General features: G+C 72.3%; 22 protein-coding genes. 16 read left to right on the plus strand and 6 right to left on the minus strand.

All coding sequences use genetic code 11. The features are described 5' to 3' along the window. Positions 1 to 12: 12 nt before the first annotated feature. On the minus strand, positions 13 to 165 hold the full coding sequence (locus OHA86_RS30250) for a hypothetical protein (RefSeq protein WP_329180333.1): 153 nt from the start codon (positions 163 to 165) through the stop codon (positions 13 to 15). After that, on the minus strand, positions 162 to 1,193 hold the full coding sequence (locus tag OHA86_RS30255) for a hypothetical protein (protein WP_329180335.1): 1,032 nt from the start codon (positions 1,191 to 1,193) through the stop codon (positions 162 to 164). Before OHA86_RS30255 ends, OHA86_RS30250 begins: the two co-directional genes overlap by 4 nt. Before the next feature lie 29 nt (positions 1,194 to 1,222). Between OHA86_RS30255 and OHA86_RS30260 the strand changes: the two genes are divergently transcribed. Beyond that, the gene (locus OHA86_RS30260) at positions 1,223 to 1,555 is read left to right on the plus strand and encodes a hypothetical protein (RefSeq protein WP_329180337.1); all 333 of its coding nucleotides are present in this window, start codon (positions 1,223 to 1,225) and stop codon (positions 1,553 to 1,555) included. A 98-nt stretch (positions 1,556 to 1,653) separates the two neighbouring features. Here the strand turns inward: OHA86_RS30260 and OHA86_RS30265 are convergent, their stop codons facing one another. Continuing rightward, on the minus strand, positions 1,654 to 2,211 hold the full coding sequence (locus tag OHA86_RS30265; RefSeq protein ID WP_329180339.1) for an NUDIX hydrolase: 558 nt from the start codon (positions 2,209 to 2,211) through the stop codon (positions 1,654 to 1,656). Positions 2,212 to 2,373: 162 nt separating this feature from the next. Here OHA86_RS30265 and OHA86_RS30270 point away from each other — a divergent pair, with 162 nt between their 5' ends. Beyond that, positions 2,374 to 4,218: an acyclic terpene utilization AtuA family protein gene (locus tag OHA86_RS30270; protein ID WP_329180341.1), complete on the plus strand. Its 1,845-nt coding sequence runs from the start codon at positions 2,374 to 2,376 to the stop codon at positions 4,216 to 4,218. A 52-nt stretch (positions 4,219 to 4,270) separates the two neighbouring features. After that, positions 4,271 to 5,239 carry a pirin family protein gene (locus tag OHA86_RS30275; protein ID WP_329180343.1) on the plus strand — a complete coding sequence of 323 codons (969 nt, stop codon included), beginning with the start codon at positions 4,271 to 4,273 and terminating at the stop codon, positions 5,237 to 5,239. Between the two features lie 132 nt (positions 5,240 to 5,371). Here OHA86_RS30275 and OHA86_RS30280 read toward each other — a convergent pair whose 3' ends face one another. Further along, positions 5,372 to 5,941, minus strand: a complete 570-nt coding sequence (locus OHA86_RS30280; protein ID WP_329180345.1) for a TetR/AcrR family transcriptional regulator — start codon at positions 5,939 to 5,941, stop codon at positions 5,372 to 5,374. 119 nt (positions 5,942 to 6,060) lie between these two features. Here OHA86_RS30280 and OHA86_RS30285 point away from each other — a divergent pair, with 119 nt between their 5' ends. The 5 genes from OHA86_RS30285 (at position 6,061) to OHA86_RS30305 (ending at position 10,441) form a co-directional block, all read left to right on the plus strand. Continuing rightward, complete coding sequence (locus OHA86_RS30285) at positions 6,061 to 6,798, plus strand: SDR family oxidoreductase (protein WP_329180347.1); 738 nt, start codon at positions 6,061 to 6,063, stop codon at positions 6,796 to 6,798. A 248-nt stretch (positions 6,799 to 7,046) separates the two neighbouring features. Beyond that, entirely contained in the window at positions 7,047 to 7,460 is a 414-nt protein-coding gene (locus tag OHA86_RS30290) for a (R)-mandelonitrile lyase (RefSeq protein ID WP_329182615.1), read from the plus strand. A gap of 455 nt (positions 7,461 to 7,915) precedes the next feature. Then, entirely contained in the window at positions 7,916 to 8,431 is a 516-nt protein-coding gene (locus OHA86_RS30295) for a hypothetical protein (RefSeq protein WP_329180349.1), read from the plus strand. 406 nt (positions 8,432 to 8,837) lie between these two features. Beyond that, entirely contained in the window at positions 8,838 to 9,764 is a 927-nt protein-coding gene (locus tag OHA86_RS30300) for a hypothetical protein (RefSeq protein WP_329180351.1), read from the plus strand. A 269-nt stretch (positions 9,765 to 10,033) separates the two neighbouring features. Further along, positions 10,034 to 10,441, plus strand: a complete 408-nt coding sequence (locus OHA86_RS30305) for a rodlin (protein ID WP_329180353.1) — start codon at positions 10,034 to 10,036, stop codon at positions 10,439 to 10,441. Positions 10,442 to 10,601: 160 nt separating this feature from the next. Here OHA86_RS30305 and OHA86_RS30310 read toward each other — a convergent pair whose 3' ends face one another. Then, positions 10,602 to 11,249 carry a hypothetical protein gene (locus OHA86_RS30310; protein WP_329180355.1) on the minus strand — a complete coding sequence of 216 codons (648 nt, stop codon included), beginning with the start codon at positions 11,247 to 11,249 and terminating at the stop codon, positions 10,602 to 10,604. Between the two features lie 157 nt (positions 11,250 to 11,406). Next, complete coding sequence (locus OHA86_RS30315; protein WP_329180358.1) at positions 11,407 to 12,642, minus strand: epoxide hydrolase family protein; 1,236 nt, start codon at positions 12,640 to 12,642, stop codon at positions 11,407 to 11,409. A gap of 1,284 nt (positions 12,643 to 13,926) precedes the next feature. Between OHA86_RS30315 and OHA86_RS30320 the strand changes: the two genes are divergently transcribed. The 8 genes from OHA86_RS30320 (at position 13,927) to ectB (ending at position 20,881) form a co-directional block, all read left to right on the plus strand. Beyond that, on the plus strand, positions 13,927 to 14,913 hold the full coding sequence (locus tag OHA86_RS30320) for an isopenicillin N synthase family dioxygenase (protein WP_329180360.1): 987 nt from the start codon (positions 13,927 to 13,929) through the stop codon (positions 14,911 to 14,913). Between the two features lie 74 nt (positions 14,914 to 14,987). Next, on the plus strand, positions 14,988 to 15,749 hold the full coding sequence (locus tag OHA86_RS30325; RefSeq protein WP_329180362.1) for a class I SAM-dependent methyltransferase: 762 nt from the start codon (positions 14,988 to 14,990) through the stop codon (positions 15,747 to 15,749). Continuing rightward, positions 15,746 to 17,014, plus strand: a complete 1,269-nt coding sequence (locus OHA86_RS30330; RefSeq protein WP_329180363.1) for an ATP-grasp domain-containing protein — start codon at positions 15,746 to 15,748, stop codon at positions 17,012 to 17,014. Before OHA86_RS30325 ends, OHA86_RS30330 begins: the two co-directional genes overlap by 4 nt. Beyond that, positions 17,011 to 17,679: a 7-cyano-7-deazaguanine synthase gene (locus OHA86_RS30335; protein ID WP_329180364.1), complete on the plus strand. Its 669-nt coding sequence runs from the start codon at positions 17,011 to 17,013 to the stop codon at positions 17,677 to 17,679. The genes OHA86_RS30330 and OHA86_RS30335 overlap by 4 nt, the downstream gene beginning before the upstream one ends. Before the next feature lie 50 nt (positions 17,680 to 17,729). Next, positions 17,730 to 18,092, plus strand: a complete 363-nt coding sequence (gene queD / locus OHA86_RS30340; protein WP_329180367.1) for a 6-carboxytetrahydropterin synthase QueD — start codon at positions 17,730 to 17,732, stop codon at positions 18,090 to 18,092. A gap of 61 nt (positions 18,093 to 18,153) precedes the next feature. After that, positions 18,154 to 18,900, plus strand: a complete 747-nt coding sequence (locus tag OHA86_RS30345) for a 7-carboxy-7-deazaguanine synthase QueE (RefSeq protein ID WP_329180369.1) — start codon at positions 18,154 to 18,156, stop codon at positions 18,898 to 18,900. Further along, positions 18,901 to 19,500 carry a GTP cyclohydrolase I gene (gene folE, locus OHA86_RS30350; RefSeq protein ID WP_329180371.1) on the plus strand — a complete coding sequence of 200 codons (600 nt, stop codon included), beginning with the start codon at positions 18,901 to 18,903 and terminating at the stop codon, positions 19,498 to 19,500. Between the two features lie 79 nt (positions 19,501 to 19,579). Further along, the gene (gene ectB, locus OHA86_RS30355; protein ID WP_443071919.1) at positions 19,580 to 20,881 is read left to right on the plus strand and encodes a diaminobutyrate--2-oxoglutarate transaminase; all 1,302 of its coding nucleotides are present in this window, start codon (positions 19,580 to 19,582) and stop codon (positions 20,879 to 20,881) included. Positions 20,882 to 20,902: the final 21 nt, after the last annotated feature.

Genomic DNA, 20,902 nt, shown 5'->3' on the forward strand with positions numbered 1-20,902 from the left:
GCCCTGGCGGCCTCACTTGCGGCGCTGGAACGCCGCGTAGACCAGCACCACCACGGCGACCGCCAGCACCACGGACACCACGACCAGCGCGGTGTGGCCGCCACCGCCCCCCTCGTGCCGGGGTGCGATGTCGGCGAGCAGGACGGTGGTGCGGATCGCGTTCACGCGGAGCCTCCGGCGGTGGCCCGGGGACCCATCCCCAGGACGAGCATCAGCAGGACGGGGAATTCCAGATAGGCGTGGTATGTGGCCAGCGCGGCATAGAGCGACGTGCCCTGGTCGTAGTCGCTGACGAAGAGCGCCGCGAGCGCCGCGCCCGCGCCGAGGCCCAGCGCCCAGGCGCGGCGGCCGTCCAGCACGGGCACCCGCCGCTCGAAGGCCGCGGTGGCGTCCGGCGCGTAGCGCGGCATGAACCACACCCACACCAGGTAGTGCATCAGCGCCATGAAGGCGAAGACGGTGACGAAGCGCAGCCCCGCGTCCGTGTGCTGCCAGGCCGGCGGGGTGTACGACACCGACAGCCGGTCGGTCCAGCCGGACCCTGACCCCGTCAGCCCGTCGAAGGCGCCGGACAGGATCAGGACCGGGATCACCAGCACCCAGCCGACCTGCACCGCGCGGAAGGCCCGGCGGCCCCGCCGCATTCCCCGCGACCATTCCCACAAGAACAGCAGCGGCACCACGTTGTGCAGGTGGGTGAGCACCACGAAGTGGTAGTCGGGGAAGCTCAGGGAGGCGGTCGCCGCTGTCGCGATCACCGCGCCCGCCGCGGCCATTACCGCGGGCCTGTGCCGCAGCGCGTGGACGCAGGCCGCGGCCAGCAGGCCGTACGCGAGCAGGATCTCGCCGTCCCGGGTGCCTGCCGACGCCGGCAGGACGCGGCACAGCACGATGCCGGTGATCAGCGCGGCCAGCAGTCGCAGGAAGGGGCCGTGCAGCACCCGCTCGAAACGCCCCGCCATGTACCGCAGTTCCAGCACATTGTGCAGGATTCCGAGGCTCGCCAGGCCCACCACCGCTGTGCCCGCGGGCATCCGCAGTGACAGCGCGAGCACGATCGCCGTCGCAAGGACGAAGCCGGCGACCGGGCCGGTGCCCGCCGCGCCCATCCCGCCGAGCCGCCGCTCGTCGAACGCACCGCCCGCCGTCGTACGTGTGCCTGTGCCTGTGCCTGTGCCGACAGCACTGGCCATCGCTTCCCTCCCCGTGACACGATCCGGCCGTGCCCTACCCCGCGGCCCTCGCCCTCACCGTGGTGACCGAGGTGCCTGTCTACGTGGCGGCGCTCACCGTAGCGTCCGCCGCGGGGCCGGTCCGCACCGCCTCCGCCGCCGTCATGGTCAACTGTGTGACGCACCCCCCGCTGTGGTGGTTCCTGCGCCATGTGCCGGGCGGCGGCTACTGGGCCGCCTTCGCCGCCGCCGAGTCCGCGGTGCTGCTGATCGAGGGCCGGCTGATGTCCCGCGCCCTGCGCCTGCGCGGCCCTGTCCCCTACGCGGCCTCCGCCGCCGCCAACGCGGTGTCCGTGCTGGCGGGCTTCCTGCTGCTGGGCTGAACGGGCCGCGGGCGCGGCAGTGTGTGCCGGGCCGGCGGTGCCACGGGTACGGCGGCGCGTTGTACCGCGGCCGTGGCGGCGTTACGGCCGCGGCAGGGTCAGCGCTCCTCCGGTCCGGGCTCCGGAGCCGCCGACCGGGCGAGCAGCCGGCGGTAGGCCTCCAGGCCGTCCGGCACCCACTGCCACTCGCCGAGCCGCCGCGCCAGCTCCTCCTCGGTGAGGAAACCGTGCCAGGCGACCTCCTCCGGCTGCGGGGACACCGGCAGGTCGCACCGCACCTGGTAGACGGCCGACCACCAGCTGTGCGGACCGTCCTCGTAGAGGAAGCGGAAGAGCGGCTCGGGCCGCGGCAGCCCGCTGACCCCCAGCTCCTCCTCCGCCTCCCGCAGCGCGGCCTCGTCGTAGGACTCGCCTGCGCCGAGCACACCGCCGACGAAGCAGTCGTGGAGCGAGGGGAAGATGAGCTTGTGGGCCGTGCGCCGGTGGACGAAGATCCGGCCCGCGCCGTCCCGTACCAGCACGAAGGCGGCCCGGTGCCGCAGCCCGCGCTCGTACGCCTCGGCGCGCCGCTCCTGCCCGACCACCCGGTCCTGCTCGTCGACGATGTCGATGATCTCGTCCGCGGACCGCCCGGCCGCCGTGTCGCCCTCGCTCATGGGCCGATTCAACCACCACCGCCACCGGGGGCGCCCGCGGCCGTGTGCACCTGCGGTCGTACGTGCCCGCGGCCGTGTGCGCCCGCGGTCTTGCGCGCCGCGAACCGCGGCAAGGATGATCGTCCGCATCGGTGGCCCCGGACGGAGCGACGGGAGAGACGGTTGACCGTACGACGGGAACCTCTGCGGATCGCGAACTGCTCCGGCTACTACGGCGACCGGCTCTCGGCGGCGCGGGAGATGGTCGAGGGCGGCCCGATCGACGTCCTGACCGGCGACTACCTCGCCGAACTGACCATGCTGCTGCTGTGGAAGGCCCGGGCGCGCGACCCCGAGGCCGGTTACGCCGTGTCCTTCCTGGCCCAGATGCGCGAGGTGCTCGGCACCTGCCTGGAGCGCGGCATCAAGGTCGTGGTGAACGCCGGCGGCCTCAACCCGGCGGGTCTGGCAGCCAAGCTCCGCGAACTGGCCGCACTCGGCGGCCTGCACCCCAGCGTCGCCCACGTCGAGGGCGACGACCTGCTCGGCCGGCTGCCCGAACTCCAGTCCCGCGGCCACGACTTCGCCCACCTGGCCACCGGGCGCCCGCTGGCCGGGTCCGGTGTGCAGGCGGTCACCGCCAACGCCTACCTCGGCGGCTGGGGCATCACCCAGGCCCTCAACGCCGGCGCCGACGTGGTCGTCTGCGGCCGGGTGACCGACGCCTCGCTCGTCGTCGGACCCGCCGCCTGGGCCCACGGCTGGGCGCCCGACGACTGGGACGCGCTGGCCGGCGCGGTCACCGCGGGCCACATCATCGAGTGCGGCACCCAGGCCACCGGCGGCAACTACTCCTTCTTCACCGAGATCCCCGACCCCGTCCACCCCGGTTTCCCGATCGCCGAGGTCGCCGCCGACGGCTCCAGCGTCATCACCAAGCACCCCGGCACCGGCGGCGCGGTCACCGTCGGCACCGTCACCGCCCAACTCCTGTACGAGATCGGCCGGCCGAGCTACCTCAACGCCGACGTCGTCGCCCGCTTCGACAGCGTACGGCTGGACCAGCAGGGACCCGACCGGGTCGCGGTCGGCCGGGTCACCGGCGAACCCGCGCCCGCCACCCTCAAGGTCTGCCTCAACCACCGCGGCGGCTACCGCAATGCGGCCACCTTCGTGCTGACCGGCCTCGACCTCGATGCCAAGGCCGACTTCGCCGAGGCCACCCTGCACGACGCCACCGGCGGCCCCGCCGGCTTCGCGGCCTACGACCTGCGGCGCGAACACGGCGGCGGCTGCGACCGGCTGACCCTCACCGTCAAGGACCCCGACCCCGAGGTGGCGGGCCGCGGCTTCTTCAGCGCCGTCGCCGGATCCGCGCTGGCCGGCTACCCCGGCCTCTACCTGGAGCACGCCACCGCGCGGGCCACCGAATACGGCGTCTACTGGCCGGCGCTGATCCCCGCGGCCGAGGTCACCGCGGTCACCGTGCTCGCCGACGGCACCCGGCTGCCCGTACCGAACCCGCCCACCGCCAAGCCCGGCGCCCTCCTCACGGACGACGCGGTGCCGCCCGAGCCGCAGCCGCCGCTCGGCGCCGTCCCCGGCAGTGCCCCGCAGCGCCCCGGCCGCCCCGAGCCGTACGAGCCCCGGCTCGGCAGGACCGTACGGCTGCCGCTCGGCACGCTGCTCGGCGCCCGCTCCGGCGACAAGGGCGGCGACGCCAACGTCGGCCTGTGGGCCCGCGACGAGCGCGCCTACCGGTGGCTGCGCGACTACCTCGACGTACCGCGGCTGCGGGCACTGCTCCCGGAGAGCGCCAAACTGCCCGTCAGCCGGTACGAGTTGCCGAACCTGCTGGCCGTCAACTTCGTGGTGCACGGCCTGCTCGGCGACGGGGTCGCCGCGTCCACCAGCGCCGACCCGCAGGCCAAGGCACTCGGCGAACGGCTGCGCGGCTGCCTCGCCGACATCCCGGAACACCTCGTGGACCTGCCCCGCGGCCCGTACGACTCGCCGCCCGACGAGTGACGCCCGGGCCGAACCGCCGGTCCGGCGGCCCGGCCGCGGGCATGATCGGGGTATGAGCAACCTCGATGTGAAGCCGCCGGCCACGCTCTGCGGGGGCCGCCAGGACGTGTCCGCCGCCCCGGTCCGTGAACTGCTCACCGCCCGCCCCGTCCGGCTCGGTGAGAGCACCCGAGTCCGGCGGCTGCTCCCCAACCTCGGCCGCCGGATGGTCGGCGCCTGGTGCTTCATCGACCACTACGGCCCCGACGACATCGCCGACGAGCCCGGCATGCAGGTCCCGCCGCACCCGCACACCGGCCTCCAGACGGTGAGCTGGCTGCACGACGGCGAGGTGCTGCACCGCGACAGCCTGGGCAACAAGCAGACCGTACGCCCCCGCGAACTCGGCCTGATGACCTCGGGCCAGGGCATCTCCCACTCCGAGGAGTCGCCCCGCGATCACGCCCGCTACCTGCACGGCGCCCAGTTGTGGGTCGCACTCCCCGACGCCGCCCGGCACATGCCGCCCGCCTTCGAGCACCACGCGGAGCTGCCCGCGCTCACCGGCGGCGGCGGACTCCACGCCACGGTGATCCTCGGCGAGCTGGACGGCGCCGTTTCCCCCGGCGCCACGCACACGCCCATCGTCGGCGCCGACCTCACCCTCGCCGGGGGCACCCGCACCCGGCTGCCGCTGCAACCCGACTTCGAATACGCCGTCCTGGCCATGTCCGGCGAAGCCGAGGCGGACGGCGTCCGCCTGTCCCCGGGCTCCATGCTCTACCTCGGCTGCGGCCGCACCGACCTCCCGCTGCGCGCCGACACCGACAGCTCCCTGATGCTCCTGGGCGGCGAGCCCTTCGAGGAGCGCATCGTGATGTGGTGGAATTTTGTCGGGCGGTCAGGCGAGGACATCGTAGAAGCCCGGGACGCGTGGATCGAGGGCACCCGCTTCGGCGACGTCCACGGCTACGGTTCCCCCCGCCTCCCGGCCCCCGACCTCCCCCCGACCCCGCTGAAGCCCCGGAGCCGTATCCGCTGACCTGGCACTTTCCGGCTCGCGCCGAAGTGCCGGCCACGCTCACGGCCGGGGGCGCCGTTGTCGGTCCGAGCGGGAACGGGGGTACTCCGGGCGGGTACCGGCGGGCTCGCCCTCCTCCGGGCGGCCCGCTGCTCAGCCGGGTGTTCCCGCGCGCAGCCCGTCGATGACGATGGCGAGCATGTGGCCGGTCCGTACCTGCCAGTGGGGGCCGCCGTCGGTTTTCCACAGGAACGACACGAGCAGCAGGACCTCGTCCGGGTCGGCGTCGGGCCGCAGCTGCTTCGCGGCCTTGCCGGCGCTGAGCAGCCGGCCCAGCGCGGTGATGACCGGCGGGTAGTACTCATTGCCGAGGTCTGCGCGCGTGGCGGCTTCGACGGCCAGCGATGCCCCGAGCTTGATCCGGCCGTACGCGGCGAGCCGGTCGAACCAGAGGCGGAGCGCGTCCAGGGGCTCGTGCTGTTCGAGCAGCCGGGGCGCGGCGTCGATGAGCGCCTCGACGTCCTGCCGGTAGACGGCGAGGAGCAGGCTCTCACGGCTCGGGAAGTGCCGGTACATGGTTCCCTGGCCGACCCCGGACAGCTTCCTGATCGACTGCAGCGACGCCTCGGGGCTGTCGGTGAAGGCGGTGCGAGCGATCTCGATGATGCGCGCACGGTTGTCCTCGGCGTCCGAACGCGTCGCGCGTTGACGGGGCTGCGTCATTGGTTCCTCCGAACGGGCCAAGGAAAGTGGTCCGCTTTGTCTATCCGGACGCATGTCCGTTACTGTGGATCCGTTGCGGACATGCGTCCGCTTATCTGATTCTAGAGCGGAGACACAAGATGTCCGGCATCGAGGGCAAAGTCGTGGCGATCACCGGGGCCAGCAGCGGGATCGGCGCCGCGACCGCCCGTCTGCTGGCACAGGGCGGCGCCAAGCTCGTACTCGGAGCGCGCCGCGAGGATCGGCTCGCCGATCTGGCCGGTGAACTCGGCGACGAGCGTGACGCCGTGGCATTCACCGCGGTCGACGTCCGCCGCCGGGAGGATCTGGTCGCGCTGGTGGCACTCGCCCGGGAGAGGTTCGGCCGACTGGACGTCCTGGTGGGCAACGCCGGCGTCGGGCCCCTGTCGCCGCTGGACGAGCTGCGGCTGGACGACTGGGACGCGATGATCGACATCAACGTGAAGGGAATCCTGCACGGGATCGCCGCGGCTCTTCCCGTCTTCCGCGCCCAAGGGCGCGGCCAGTTCGTCCACACCCTGTCAACCGCCGCCTACAAGACGGTCCCCGGACAGGCGGTCTACTCAGCCTCCAAGGCCGCCGCCCGCACGCTCACCGAAGGCCTGCGGCAGGAGGCCGGCTCCTCGATCCGCGTCTCCATGGTCTCGCCGGGCTTCGTGGCCACCGACTTCATCGAATCCGTCCCCGACCCGGATCTGCGCGCCCGGATGAACGAGTCGAAGAACGCGATGGCCATCGCCCCCGAGGCGGTTGCCCGCGCGATCCGGTTCGCGATCGAACAGCCCGCCGACGTCGACGTCAACGAGATCGTCATCCGGCCCACCGCCCAGGCCTGACCAGGCGGAACCGGTCGCTGCGGAAGGTTCCGCCAGCGTCGGGCGGCGCCGAGTTCCGTATGCCCGGGTCGGCGAAACCGCGGCTCGGGACCGACGCTCGTGCGATCAGCGCCGCTGGCCGCCGCCCCGAGCGTGTCCTCGACGTGCTCGGCGGCGAGCAGGACAAGCTGCTTGCCACCGCGCTGGACATCCCAGGGTTCCAGCGCCGGCACGCATTCACGCACCACAGCAAGGAGAGAAGCGTCCCCATGGAACTCATCAAGAAGCAGCCCACCACCAAGGCCCCGTCTGACTGGTTCGCGGGCGACGTGTGGTTCGACGTGATCCACGCCGGTCAGGAGCCGTCGCGGATGCGCGCCAACCTGGTCCGCTTCTCCCCGGCCGCGCGCACCAACTGGCACTCCCACGCCGTGGGCCAGACCCTGCACGTCACCTCGGGCCTCGCGCTGATCGGCATCCGCGACGGCACGATCCTCCAGGCACACCCCGGCCAGACGGTCACCTGCCCGCCCGGCGAGGAGCACTGGCACGGCGCCACGCCCGAACTCTTCATGGAGCACATCGCCCTGTGGGAGGGCACCGGCGACGGCGCTCCCGAGACCACCTGGCTGGAGCCGGTCATCGAAGAGCAGTACAACGGTCCGCGCACCAGCGCCCCCTGACCGCGGCGGACCGCCGAGGTGGCCACCCTGGAGGAGCCGTACACCAGCGCCGGACCGCCCTGGTTCTGACCCCGCCACCGGCCGTGCGGGGCCGATCGGATCGTCCGGGAAATTCCCGGGTGTCCGGTGACGCACAGCGCTGATTGCGAAAGCCCCCATTATCAACTCCTGTCGCGCCGGCAGTCATCCGCCGTCCATCACCGACACTTCAAGACAAATTCTTGGACTATTCAACTAGTTAGCGACATTCTCGCCGCGACGGATACGTGGGGGAAATCATCATCCTAAGATGAGTGATGCCGGTCGGAGATTTTCTCCGGCTGCACAATCGAAAGGCATCCCTCATGCGCTCCCCGCGCACCACCGCCATTCGTCGAACCGTCCTCGTCGCCGCGCTCGCCGCCGCCGGCCTTGTCGCTACCCCAGTCGTGGCGTCCGCGTCGGCGCAGACCCCCGTGAGCAGCGCCCGAACCCACATCAGCCTCGTTTTCCTCGGGCTGCCCGGTGTCAACGGAGTCAACGGGATCGGGACCAACGGCGGGCTCGGTGGCCTGGGCGGCACCGGCGGCGCGGCCGGCGCCAACGGCAACGGCGGCAGCGGAGGCGTCGGCGGCAACGGTGACGGCAGCGGGAGTGTCGGCGGCGCCGCCGGCGCGGGCGGAGCAGGCGGGGCCAACGGCAACGGCGGGGCTGGAGGGGCCGGTGGCGCCGCCACGCTCGGCGGCACCGGCGGCAAGGGCGGTGTCGGAGGCGTCGGTGACGCCGGGATCGGTATCGCCGGCGGCACGGGCGGCACGGGCGGCGCCTCCACAGCGGGAGGCGGCCACACTGGCGGCAGCGGCGGCGTCGGCGGTGCCGCCAGCCCGGTCTGCCCGGGCAAGCCCGGCGGTAACGGGACCGCGGCCACGGTGAGTGCCGACGGCACCACCGGTGCCACCGGCGCCGCCGGCCGCACCACCCTGCCCTGCTGAGCGGACCGCACAGCGGACAGCGGCCCCATTCCACCCCGTCTCCGGGGTGGAATGGACCCGCCGCATCAGATGAACCCGGCAGAGGGGCAGCCGCACGGACGGCCCGCCGGGGTCAACGCCTCATGGGCGACGACCGGATGGACACCCCCACCACCGCGCTGTACGCGCGGCTGACGAGCTGTCGACGGCTTTTCCTCAGGCATGACGTGGCGTTCGCATTCGACCCGCAGGAGTCCCGAAAAATGCGCGCCTAGAGAAAGTTCCCGGATTTCGCCGGCGCTCTGCCGGCATGCGGCACGGAAAATTCGTCGGGGAATCCCCTTTTCCTTGCGGTTCCGCTCGTTCCGCGCCCGCCTCGTTCAGCTCCGCAGGACCCCGGCTTCACCCCAGTCAGAGGAAACCCGTCATGATCAGGAAACGGACCACCGCTCTCCTCGCACTGCCCACTCTTCTCGCCGGCGCAGCACTCCTCCTCGGCACTCCGGCCGGCGCCTCGGCCCTCGCCTGTACCGCCGGCACCGCCGGTGTAGCGGGTGCCAACGGCACCTCCGCCCACCCCAACGGCTTTCCCGGCACCGCGGGCGGCCCCGCGACCGGAACCGGAGACTGCGCCGGCGGCGCGGGTGGCCCCGGCGGTAACGGGGTCCTGGGCGGGACCGGCGGTGCGGGCGGCGACGGCGGTACGGGCCTCGGCGGCGGTTCCGGCGGAGCGGGAGCTCTCGGCGGCAACGCCGGTCCCAACGGCGCCGCGGGCGGCGACGGCGGCACCGGAGCGAGCGGCGGCCTGACCGGTGCCGGTGGTGCGGGCGGTGCGGGCGGCATGGGCACCCACGCGGGCGCGGGCGGCAACGGCGGCTTCGGCGGCAGTTCCGGCGCCAACGCCGGCGCCGGGGGAGCCGGCGGCCTCGGCGGCGCCGGGGGATCCAATGGCGGGGCCGGCGGCAACGCGGGCAGCGGCGGCACCGGCCATGGCGGGGGTGCGGGCGGCAACGGCGGTGCCGGCGGCATCAACGGCTCCGGCAACGGCGGCAGGGGCGGCAGCGCGGGCGACGGCGGCAACGGCAGTTCCGGCGGCGCCTATCCGGGCGGCGCCGCAGGCATCGGCGGCGCCGGTGGAATCAGTGCAGGCGGCATCCTCAACGCCGGCGGCGGGGGCGGCGCCGGCGGCAGAGGCGGCGCCAAATCCGGTGCAAGCGCCGACGGCGCCTGCGGGATCGGCGGCGCCGGCGGCAACGCCACCGGGGGCCTCCTCTTCCGCGGCGGCCCCGGTGGGCTCGGCGGGTCCTTCGGCGGCGGCAGCCCCTGCGCGAGCGGAGCCGACGGAACACCGTGACCCGCCCTTCCCGTTCCGGGACGGAACGGAGGCTCTCCTGGCGGGTAGCGGCAGCCTGTGACGCCTCGCCGCGGCCTTGGCGGACCGTCGACGGCGGCTTCCAGGTCGTGGGCGCGGCGTCCGCGCCGGACTCGCCGACAGCGGCGGCCGGACACGAGCGGGGGAGGGCGGCGCCTACGACACGCCTCCGTTCGGCGGAATGTGCGGATTTTCATTCCCAAGATCGTATTTTGATCTCCCTTGCGTTGTTTGACGGTGATGGGAGAGATATGCGTATCAGTAGTGCTCTGACGGCTTGTGCGCTGGCCGTGACAGTGGTGGCCGGCGGTGCCGGTGGCGCCTCGGCGTTCGGCAACGACAGGGGCACCACCACGGGGAACGGCAACGGCTCCGTCCAGGCCTACGGCAACACCGTGACCGGCGGCAAGCAGAGCCCGCAGATCGGCCTGATCCAGGGAAGCCTGAACAAGCCCTGCGTCGCCCTGCCGGTCAAGGCGAACGTCGGCTCGCTGATCGGCCTGATCCCGATCACCGTCCAGGACGTCAACGTGCTGTCGTCGCCGCAGAACCAGCAGTGCACCGAGAACTCGTCCCAGACCAAGGGCGACGAGCCGCTCTCGCACGTCCTGTCCGACATCCCGATCCTGTCCGGCAACGGCGTGGGCAATCGCCGCTGACGCTCCACATACGACGACGCGGTGACGCCCTACGCGGGCGTCACCGTCACGAGCACGCCGGCCGGCCGCACCGGAGCCGGCCGGTGAATCGAAACGGGCAAGCCGACGCGGGGCCGGACGTACGCGCCCAGCACGCGCGGGCACGGCGAGACGAATGACATCAGGGTGTTGACTCCTGAGTCTTCGGCGTCGTGAGCTCGGCTCGGGTGATACCGACCGCGCGGAGCTCCTCGATGACGATCTCGAGGACGGTGCGGGCCATGAGCGGGAAGACTCCGTCCTTGCAGTCCAGCCAGATCAGAGGGGTGCCCTCAGCGACGGCGACGTAGTTCGGCGTGTACCAGGGCCCAGGAGGGCCGGTGAGTCCGGCTGCGCCGTCCGGCTGGACGCTGCCGTCGTCGGCGACGAGGAGGAGGCGCGGCCTTGCCGCGTTCAGAGCGACGATCGCGCGGGCCGGATCATCGCAATGCACAGCGATACGCCAGTCCTGGCGTTCAGTGGTCCAGCGGTCGTCGTCGTATTCCATGATGAAGATCGGCAACGTCAGGTGGTCCACGACGATGCCGTCCGGGTCGCTGAGGGACGCCGCCCCTTCTGCCATCCAGCGCGCGGCCCCGCCGTCAGCCTCCTGCGCGTAAGCCTCGGCCGCGTGCCACACCGTCGCGCGGTCGCCGTCTCGTGCGATCTCGAACGGGATTTCCGCGTGCCGGCGTTCATCGACGCCGACCGTCGCGACGATTCGGCGTCCGAGTTCGAGTGCGGCCTGCGGGTCGTTGCCGAGTGCCGCTGCCAACTGCTCTCTGTCCACCAGTCATGTCTACCAGCGCCCCCTCTGAAGGGCACGATGAATGGGGCAGGCCGCACCCCAGGACCGCGGCCTGCCGGCGGCTTCCATCGGCAGGGCCGCGACGCTCTCGCGGGCGGCGCGTGGCCGGACCGGGGAGGGCCTGAGCCCGCAGGGGTGTTCAGGGCCGGCGGGGACGGAAGGTGCGGCGCAGGTCGGTCACCCAGGCGGTGGGGTTCTCCCAGGGGATGAAGTGGCCGCCGTGGTCGTGGGCGTTGACGTTGACGTGGTTGAACCAAGCGGCCTGCGGGCCGGACTTGAAGGCCCGGACGCGCTCGTCGGCGGTGCGGATGCCGGGCGGGTTCTCGTACGTGACGAAGGTGAGGCCGACCGGGGCCTGCACGACCGGGGTGCGGTCGTGGGCCGGCGACCAGGGGTAGCGGTTGGCGTTGGCGTAGTAACGCATCGACGTGGCGATGGAGTTGTTCACCCAGTAGATCGTGGCGTGGGTGAGCAGGTCGTCCTTGGAGAAGACGGACTCGACGTCGCCGCCGTTGTCGCTCCACGCGTTCCAGCGCTCCAGCAGCCACGCGAGCAGTCCGGCGGGTGAGTCGCTCAGCCCGTGGGCCAGGGTGGCGCCGTCGAGCATGTGCACCGCGAGGTGGGACGCGGAGCGGTGGTCCTGCTCGATGATGCGGGCGCGGACGTCGGCGGGCTGGTCGTCGGTGAGGGGCCGCTTCCCGGCGAAGTCCCACGCGCGGGGGCCGGTGAAGAAGTCGAGCGGCAGTCCGGAGCCGATGTGGATGCCGTACAACTGGTCGGCGTACTTGTGGCCGAGCTGGCTGGAGATGATCCCGCCGATGTCGCAGCCCCCGGCGGCGTATCTCCCGTAGCCCAGGGTCTCGGTCATCAGGGTGTGCCACAGGTCGGAGACCTTCCAGAAGTTGACGTCGGGAAAGCCGGTGAGCGGGCCGGGGAAGCCGAAGCCGGGCAGGGACGGCACGATGACGTCGAACGCGTCGGCGGGGTCGCCGCCGTACGCGGCCGGGTCGGCGAGCGGGTCGATCACCTTCGACCAGTGCCAGAACGTCCACGGCCAGCCGTGGGTGAGGATCAGCGGGACCGGGCGGGGGCCGCGGCCGGGCTTGCGCATGAAGTGCACCGGGACACCGGCGACGCTCACCCGGTAGTGCTCGTAGGCGTTGATGGCGGCCTCGGCCTTGCGCCAGTCGTAGCCGTCCCGCCAGTGGGCGACCAGCTCACGCAGATAGCTGTCCGGGACGCCGTAGGACCAGTCCTCATTCCCCTCGTCCAGCGGCGGACGGGTCAGGGCGAGGCGGGCGCGCAGGTCGTCGAGGACCTCGTCGGGCACATGGAGGGGGCTGGGCTCCAGGGGGAACGCGTGCGGGGTGGCCATGGCGTGGTTCCTTACGGGGGGAGCGGTGCCGCGGGACGGCCGGGCGGTGGGCCGGGCCGCTGCAACGGTTCTGACGGGAGAACGTTTCCACATGCGCCCGGGGCGGCAGGGCCGTTGGCGCATGGCCCGGAACGGGCGCTGGGCGTCGCGGCGGTCCGTGGCCGGCGGTCGCGGCGACGCGGACCGGATGATGGGCCGCCTCGACCTCGGCAGCCGGAAGGGCGCCGCCCCGCACCCCGCCCCGGAGCCGGCCCGGGCCGCCGGCAGCCACCGGACACGGGCGCCGCCCGACAGCCCCCGGTCACGTACGCCGTCCGGCGATTCAGCCCTTGACGGACCCGGAGTCGGCGCCGCGGACGAAGTGGCGCTGGAAGACGAAGAAGAGGACGGCGACCGGGATGGTGGCGACCAGGGCCGCGGTCAACGAGCCGGGCATGTTCGACAGCTACGCCGGCATGATCATCCCGCTGCTCGTGGACGCGGCCGGGGTGTTCATCATGCGGCAGTTCTTACAACCGGCACGAGGGCGGCGGCCACCACCACACCGTGCACCACCTCGACCTCGTCCGGTCCGTGCTGGCCGCCGGCGCCACGATCTGACGGTGCCGGGCGCCTGACAATCGCGCCCGCTTTTTCCTTTCGACGGTATTCTCATATGATCGCGAGACCTCGGGAATTCCTGCGCTGTTCCGCCGGTCGAAAGCGTACCGGGTATTCGGTGAACGGGACAGCCCGTTTTGCGGTCGGATCATCGGATGATGGCCCGGTGCGGCAGTAGGAAAAGGAGTAAATCGGGGGATCTCCCTATCCGTAGCGTGCATTTTATTTCACTTGCAACGACCTGTTGACAGCGGGTCGGGCGGCGGCTGAGACTGGCGAAGAGGGCGATCGTGGTCCCGCAATCCATTCGGGAATCGCGACAGGCGTACGGAAATCGCCGATCGCCGCCGCCACCGGCCGTGAGCTGGGAACGGCGGCGAAATCCGGCGACGCCGTCCACTGGACCCGCCCGATGTCCGGTCGATTTCCAGCGCAACGAGAATCCATTCCGTCCGGTCGGTGGATGATATATCCGGCCGTTCGTATGCCCCGCGGTTCCCGGGCGGCGGCAACGGCACACCACCGCCCCCTACTGGCCGATCGGCCTTTCCGGGAAAGGGGCCCGCCGGCTGTGACACCTACGACCAGCATTGCGTGCCGGCGTACCCGTGTCCCCGCCCGCTCGTGACAGCCGATATGGGATGCCCCTGCCGAAAGCCCGGGCCACGCCGAGGAGCGCCAGTAGTGAGTACCGAGATCCCCACCGTCGACCTCAAGGAATGGCAGAGCGCCGACGCCGCCCGGCGCGACGCGATCGCCGCGGGAGTGGACCCGGCCCTGCGCGAGACCGGGATGTTCCTGCTGACCGGCCACGACGTGCCGCACGCCGGCGGCGAGGACTTCCGCGACGCGGGGCTGTCGTTCTTCCGGCTGCCCCGCGAGACCAAGCTCCGCTACGAGATCCGGGGGCAGTACGACAACGGCTGGCGCGAGGTGCACCGCAACGTCGGCATCCCCGACGCCGCGCTGGACGGCGGCGACAGCTCCCCCGACCTGCACGAGTCCTTCTACGTGGGGCCGACCCACCGCACCGGGGACGCCCGCCTCGACGGCCTGTACTACCCGGCCAACCGGTGGCCCGGCGAACTGCCGCGGCTGCGGGAGGCGGCCGACACCTACACCGCCCACATGGTGCGGGTGGCCGGGGAGGTCAACGCGCTGCTGGCCGATCTGCTGGGGCTGCCCCGGGACTTCTTCAACTCCCGCGCCCGGAAGGCCACCTGGACGCAGAACGTCAGCTGGTATCCGGCGCCGGCCGAGCTGGGACAGGTCGCCGCCGGCCGGATGCGCAATGCCCCGCACACCGACCTGGGCACCTTCACCCTCCTCAACCGCCAGCCCGGCAAGGGCGGCCTGGAGGTGTGGAACGAGTCGGAGGGCTGGTTCCCCGCCGGCCATCCGCAGGACTCCGGCACCCTGATCGTGATCCTCGGCGACCTGATGGAGCTGTGGACGGACGGCCGCTGGCGGGCCCTGCGGCACCGGGTGCCGGCGCCCGGCCAGGAAGCCGCCGACGACGAGCAGGTCTCCCTGGTGTTCTTCTTCGAGGCCGATCCGCAGGCCCTGATCGAGCCGCTCGCCGCACCGGTCGGCGGCGGTCGCGGGCTGGAGCCCGCCGTGGCGGGCGAAGCGATCCTGGGCAAGCTCGGCGTCCCGCTGACCCCGGCCTGACCCGCCCCGGCCCCGCCCCCGCGGTTCATCCCCCTGCCGACATCCGGGCCAGGCCCGAGAGAGGCGACGACGCCGTGACCAACCCCGCGTTCTACTCAGAGGTGGCCGGCCGGTTCGGCGGCTACCCGGACTGGCCGCCGCGCGCCACGCACTACCCGGAAGGAGATCCGGAGGAGTTCTTCGACACCGTGCTGACCGGCCTGGCCACCGCCGACGCGGACCTGCTGGACGTCGGGTGCGCCGACGGACGCAACCTGCTGGCCCTGGCCGACCGCTTCGCACGGGTCCGCGGCATCGACCTGTCGCCCGAGATGCTGGAGGCGGCCCGCCGCAATCAGCGTGAGGCCGGGCTCGACCACGTGGTCTTCGAGCTGGCCGACGCGTCGGCCACCGGCCTGCCCGACGCCTCGGTGGACGTGGTCTCCTCGCGGCGCGGACCGCTGTACGCGGCCGAATTCCACCGGGTGCTCACCGACCAGGGCGTCGTGGTGCACCTGGGCATCGGGGAACAGGACGTACGGGCGCTGAAGGAGGTCTTCGGCCGCGGGCAGAACTACGGCGGCTGGAACGCGGTCCCGCTGGCCGAGGAAGCACAGGCGCGGCTGGAGCTGGCCGGCTTCCGCGTGCAGCATCGCGGGTTCCGCTTCGACGAGCACTTCCACTCGGCGGACGACCTGCGCGGATTCCTGCGCAAGGTACCGATCTTCGAGGACTTCGACCCCGTCGCGGACCAGGAGCGCTTCGACGCCTACGCCGAGCAGGCCGCCTCGCCGCGCGGCATCCACCTGGCCCGCCACTGGTTCGTACTGGTCGCGAGCAAGGAGCCCGCCGTATGACCGGCCGCGGACCCTACGACGTCCTGGTGGTCAGCTCGTACAAGCCGCTGCCGGCCCGGCTGCTGGCCAGCTCGCTGCTCGGCCAGGTGTCGGTCATCACCGAGCCGGAATTCGCCCACTTCTACGGGCCCGGGGCGCGGGTGACGACGGTGGCCGACATCGACGATCCGACCGCGGTGCGCGATGCCGCGTTCGACGTCTTCGCCGAGGGCCGGGTGGATGCCGTACTGACCCCCGCGGAGGCCGGAATCGCCGCCTCGGGGCTGCTGCGCTCCCACTACGGGGTGCAGGGCACCGGATACGAGGCGGCCAACGCCTGCTCCAACAAATACGTGATGAAAAGGACGCTGGCGGCGGCCGGAGTGCCCGTCACCCCCTTCCGCCCGGTCTACCGGCTGGCGGACGTGCCGGCCGCCGCGGCCGAACTGGGCTGGCCGGTGGTGGTCAAACCCGCCTTCGGCGGCGGGGCGTTCCACGTGGCCGAGCTGCACTCGCCCGCCGACTTCGAGGAGTTCGCCGCCGACCGGCGCTCGGCCCGGCTGCGCCTCCGGCGGATCCCGCTGCTGGTCGAGTCCCTGGTGGAGATGGCCGCCGAATACCACTGCGACGCCGTGGTGCACGAGGGCGAGCCGCTGTTCACGGCCGTCTCGCGCTACCACGGGCCGGTCCTGCGCAGCCTCGGCGGATTCATCGGCTCCTGTCCGCTGGCGGACGGCCACCCCGACCGCGCCACCGCCCTCGCCCTGGTCCGCGACGTGCTGACCGCGGTGGGCCTGCGCGCGGGAGTCGCACACGTGGAGCTGTTCAGGACCGCGACCGGAACGCTGGTCGGCGAGCTGGCCTGCCGGCCGCCCGGCGGCGCGCTGGTCGAGGGGCTCGCCCTGCAGTACGGGGTCGATCTGTGGCAGGCCTTCCTGGAGACCTCGCTCGGCCTGCCGCCGACCCTGCACCCGCGGCCCGCCGCGCACCTCGTGGCCAATTCCATGCTTCCGGCCAGGCCGGGGCGGATCACGGCGATCACCCCGGCGCAGAAGCTGGCGGCGCTGCCCGGCGTGCTCCAGGTCACCATGTCCCGCCGCGTCGGCGATGTCATCGACGCCGACCTGTACTCCACCTCGCACACCGGCACCGTGCTCTTCGCGGTCGACACCGAGGACCAGGTCCCGGGACGGCTGCGGGAGTTGGCCCAGCTCTACCAACTGGACGTGGCGCCCGTCCCGTCCAGCGCTGACGACCACGGCAGCCATGTGGGGAGCGCCCGGTGACCAGGACCGTCGCCATCGTCTCCGGCGGGATCGACTCCGTGACCATGGCCCACCGGCTGAGCGCGGAAGGACACCGGCTGCACCTGCTCGCCGTCGACTACGGGCAGCGCCACCGCAAGGAACTCGACTTCGCCCGCGCCACCGCGCAGCGGCTCGGCACCGCGTACGACGAGGTCGATCTGACGTCCGTGGGCCGCCTGTTGCGCGGCTCCTCCCTCACCGACCGCACCGTCGCCGTCCCGGACGCCCGCCACGCCCCGGCCGGGCGCAACCCCAACATCGTGCCGAACCGCAACGCGCTGCTGCTGGCGGTGGCGTACGCGATCGCGGTGGTGGACCAGGCCCAGGCGGTGGCGTTCGGGGTGATGGCGGACGACGTGGGGCCCTCGGACACCTCGCCGGCCTTCCTGCGCGCCTTCCAGGACATGGGGCGGATCGCCATCCGCGGCCAGGCCCCCGACGGGCTGGAACTGCTGGCGCCGCTGATCACCCTGCACAAGCCCGAAGTGATCACCCTCGGTGAGGAGCTGGGCGTCCCGTGGCGGCAGACCTGGACCTGCTTCCGCGGGGAGGAGGTCCACTGCGGTGTGTGCGCGGCGTGCGTCGAGCGGCGTACCGCCTTCGTCACCGCCGAGGTCGAGGACCCCACCGGCTACCGGCAGTAGCGAGAAGGACGTCTGGGAGCAGACATGGTGCGAGGAAAGGGACGACGTACATGACGTTGCGTATCACCAAACAGTTCGCGTTCTCCGCCAGCCACCGGCTGGAGGGCCTCGACGAAGGACACCAGTGCGCTCGCCTGCACGGCCACAACTACGTGGTCGAAGTGGAACTGGCGGCCGAGACCGAGCAGTTGACGCCGACCGGATTCGTCCGGGACTACGGGGACCTGGCGCCGTTCAAGCAGTGGATCGACTCCACCGTCGACCACCAGCACCTCAACGACGTCGTCAAGGCCAATCCGACCGCGGAGAACCTGGCCCGGTGGATGTACGGCCTGTGGTCCGAGCAGTTCCCCGAACTGTCCGCCGTGCGGATCTCCGAGACACCGAAGACCTGGGCCGAATTCCGCCCCTGACCGGCGCCCGGCTCACCGGCCCGGCTGCCGCCGGGCCCGGCCACACCCCACCGCTCGCGCGGTGACCCGATCGAGGAGGTGGTGCCAGTGGAACCGCAGATCGTCGTCAACGAAGTCTTCGGCCCCACTTAGGGCCGTCCAGGGAGAAGGCCGCTCACTCGGCCGGCGGTGCGGGTTCGTACGCCTGGGCGGCTGCAACCTGACCTGCCGCTGGTGCGACACCCCGTACACCTGGGACTGGCAGGGTGCGAGCGACACCGGGATCGCCTACGACCCCCGCAAGGAGCTGCACCCGCGGTCCGTCGCCTCGGTCGCCGACCAGGTGTCGGCGCTCGGTGTGGACCTGGTGGTGATCTCCGGCGGTGAGCCGCTCGGCCAGCAGGCACGGCTGGTCCCGCTGGTCGAGCGGCTCACCGGCCGGGGCATGGAGGTCGAGATCGAGACCAACGGCACGCACGCGCCCCACCGGGCCCTGGTGGCGGCTGGGGTCCGCTTCAACGTCTCGCCGAAGCTTGCGCATTCGGGCGTCACCGCCGGCCGGCGGATCAGGCCGGGCGCACTGCGCAGCCTGGCCGGGACCCCCGGCGCCGCCTTCAAATTCGTCTGCCGCGACCCCGCCGACCTCGACGAGGTCGGGGATCTGGTGCGGCGCTTCGGCCTCGGCCCGGTGTGGATCATGCCGGAGGGCCAGAGCGCGGAGGACGTCGACGAGCACATGAAGAACCTGGTGGCGGCGGTGATCGAACGCGGCTGGAACCTCACCACCCGACTGCACATAGTGATCTGGGGACAGGAAAGGGGCGTCTGAGTGAGCACCGACGTGGAGACCGAGTCCGTCGCCGCCGCACTGGACATCGAACCGGAGAGCGAACCCGATCCGCTGATCGCTCTCGCCGTCGCACTGCTGACCGAGATCGGCGAGGATCCGAGCCGCGACGGACTGCGCGGGACACCCGAGCGATTCGCCCGCTGGTGGCGGGAGTTCACCGAATACGACCCCGGCACCGTCTCCACCCTGTTCGAGACGACGACGGCCGCCCAACTGGTGCTCGTCTCGGGCATCGAGGTCTGGTCGCTGTGCGAACACCACCTGCTGCCGTTCACCTGCTCGATCAGCATCGCCTACCGCTCCACGGAACAGCTCCTCGGGCTCTCGAAGTTCGCCCGCATCGCCCACCAGCACGCCCACCGGCTGCAGGTGCAGGAGCGCCTGGTCGCCGGCATCGCCGCCGACATCATCCGGATCACCGGCAGCGAGGACGTCGCCGTGGTCGGCCACGGCGAACACCTGTGCATGACCATGCGCGGCATCAAGACCAGCGCCCGGATGACCTCCACCTCCATCCACGGGGACTTCGGCCGGCCGGGCCCGGCCCGCGACGAACTGCTGACGTTCCTCCACAGCTGACCAGGCCCCCGGGGGGCGCACCCGCGCACGCTCCCCGGGCGGCACCCCCGCAGCCACCGTTCCCATGAAACGGACCCCGATGACCCTCTTCGAAGCGCTGGAATCAGAGGTACGCAGCTACAGCCGGTGCTGGCCGGTGGTCTTCGACCGCGCCGCCGGCAGCCGCCTCCACGCCCAGGACGGCACCCCGTACCTGGACTTCTTCGCCGGCGCCGGAGCACTCAACTATGGTCACAACAACCCGGTGCTGAAAGCGGCCCTGCTCGACTACCTCGCCCGGGACGGCGTGACCCACGCACTGGACATGTTCACGGTGGCCAGGGCCGACTTCCTCGAAGCGCTCGCCGACGTCCTCCTGGGGCCGCGGCAGCTCGACTACAAGGTCGTCTTCCCCGGCCCCGGCGGTGCCAACGCCGTGGAGGCGGCACTGAAGCTGGCCCGCAAGGTGACCGGACGGCACACGGTGGTCGGCTTCACCAACTCCTTCCACGGCATGACGCTCGGCGCACTCGCGGTGAGCGGCAACGCGTCCAAGCGGGCCGCCGCCGGCCTGCCGCTGACCCACGCCACCGTGCTGCCCTACGACGGCTATCCGGGCGGCGGCGACGCGCCCGCGCTGCTGGAGCGGCTGCTCACCGACCCGGGCAGCGGCCACGACCTGCCGGCCGCCGCCATCGTCGAGACCGTGCAGGGCGAAGGCGGTCTGCACGCCGCGAGCGGCACATGGCTGCGCGCCCTGGCCGAGGTGTGCCGCCGGCTGGACATCCTGCTGGTGGTGGACGACGTGCAGATGGGCTGCGGACGCACCGGGGCCTTCTTCAGCTTCGAGGACGCGGGCATCACGCCCGACATCGTCTGCCTGTCGAAGTCGATCGGCGGCTACGGCCTGCCGATGGCACTGACCCTGATCCGCCCGGACCTGGACGTGTGGCTGCCCGGCCAGCACAACGGCACCTTCCGCGGCGTCAGCCCGTCCTTCGTCACCGGCGCCCAGGCCCTGCGCACCTACTGGACGGACGGCGTACTGGAGAAGTCGGTACGCGCGCTGAGCGAGCGGCTGCGCACCGCGCTCACCGGCCTGGCGGCCGAGTTCCCCGAGGCGGGCGCCGAGGTACGCGGGCGCGGCATGGCCGCCGGCCTGCGCTTCGGCGCCGCGGCCGGCGGCGGCGCGGGCGGTCCCAGCACGGCGCAGCTGGTCTGCGCCGCCGCCTTCGAGCGCGGGCTGCTGGTGGAGACCTCCGGCGCGGCCGACGACGTCGTCAAGCTGCTGCCGCCGCTCACGCTCCACGAGGCCGATCTTGACGAGGGCCTGGCGATCCTGACCGCCGCGGTCACGACCGTGCTCACCGCGACGGGCGAGCGGAAGCGGGCACGGCCCTGACCGGGCCGGCCGTACCCCGGG

Origin of the sequence: Streptomyces sp. NBC_01477 (assembly GCF_036227245.1) — a bacterium.
Taxonomy (GTDB): domain Bacteria; phylum Actinomycetota; class Actinomycetes; order Streptomycetales; family Streptomycetaceae; genus Actinacidiphila.

What these genes read in the sequence shown, in the direction of transcription:
- OHA86_RS30255 (WP_329180335.1), bottom strand. Translation starts at nt 1,193, where the DNA reads ATGGCCAGTGCTGTCGGCACAGGCACAGGCACAGGCACACGTACGACG.
- OHA86_RS30265 (WP_329180339.1), bottom strand. Translation starts at nt 2,211, where the DNA reads ATGAGCGAGGGCGACACGGCGGCCGGGCGGTCCGCGGACGAGATCATC.
- OHA86_RS30275 (WP_329180343.1), top strand. Translation starts at nt 4,271, where the DNA reads ATGAGCAACCTCGATGTGAAGCCGCCGGCCACGCTCTGCGGGGGCCGC.
- OHA86_RS30280 (WP_329180345.1), bottom strand. Translation starts at nt 5,941, where the DNA reads ATGACGCAGCCCCGTCAACGCGCGACGCGTTCGGACGCCGAGGACAAC.
- OHA86_RS30285 (WP_329180347.1), top strand. Translation starts at nt 6,061, where the DNA reads ATGTCCGGCATCGAGGGCAAAGTCGTGGCGATCACCGGGGCCAGCAGC.
- OHA86_RS30290 (WP_329182615.1), top strand. Translation starts at nt 7,047, where the DNA reads ATGGAACTCATCAAGAAGCAGCCCACCACCAAGGCCCCGTCTGACTGG.
- OHA86_RS30300 (WP_329180351.1), top strand. Translation starts at nt 8,838, where the DNA reads ATGATCAGGAAACGGACCACCGCTCTCCTCGCACTGCCCACTCTTCTC.
- OHA86_RS30305 (WP_329180353.1), top strand. Translation starts at nt 10,034, where the DNA reads ATGCGTATCAGTAGTGCTCTGACGGCTTGTGCGCTGGCCGTGACAGTG.
- OHA86_RS30315 (WP_329180358.1), bottom strand. Translation starts at nt 12,642, where the DNA reads ATGGCCACCCCGCACGCGTTCCCCCTGGAGCCCAGCCCCCTCCATGTG.
- OHA86_RS30330 (WP_329180363.1), top strand. Translation starts at nt 15,746, where the DNA reads ATGACCGGCCGCGGACCCTACGACGTCCTGGTGGTCAGCTCGTACAAG.
- queD (WP_329180367.1), top strand. Translation starts at nt 17,730, where the DNA reads ATGACGTTGCGTATCACCAAACAGTTCGCGTTCTCCGCCAGCCACCGG.
- ectB (WP_443071919.1), top strand. Translation starts at nt 19,580, where the DNA reads ATGACCCTCTTCGAAGCGCTGGAATCAGAGGTACGCAGCTACAGCCGG.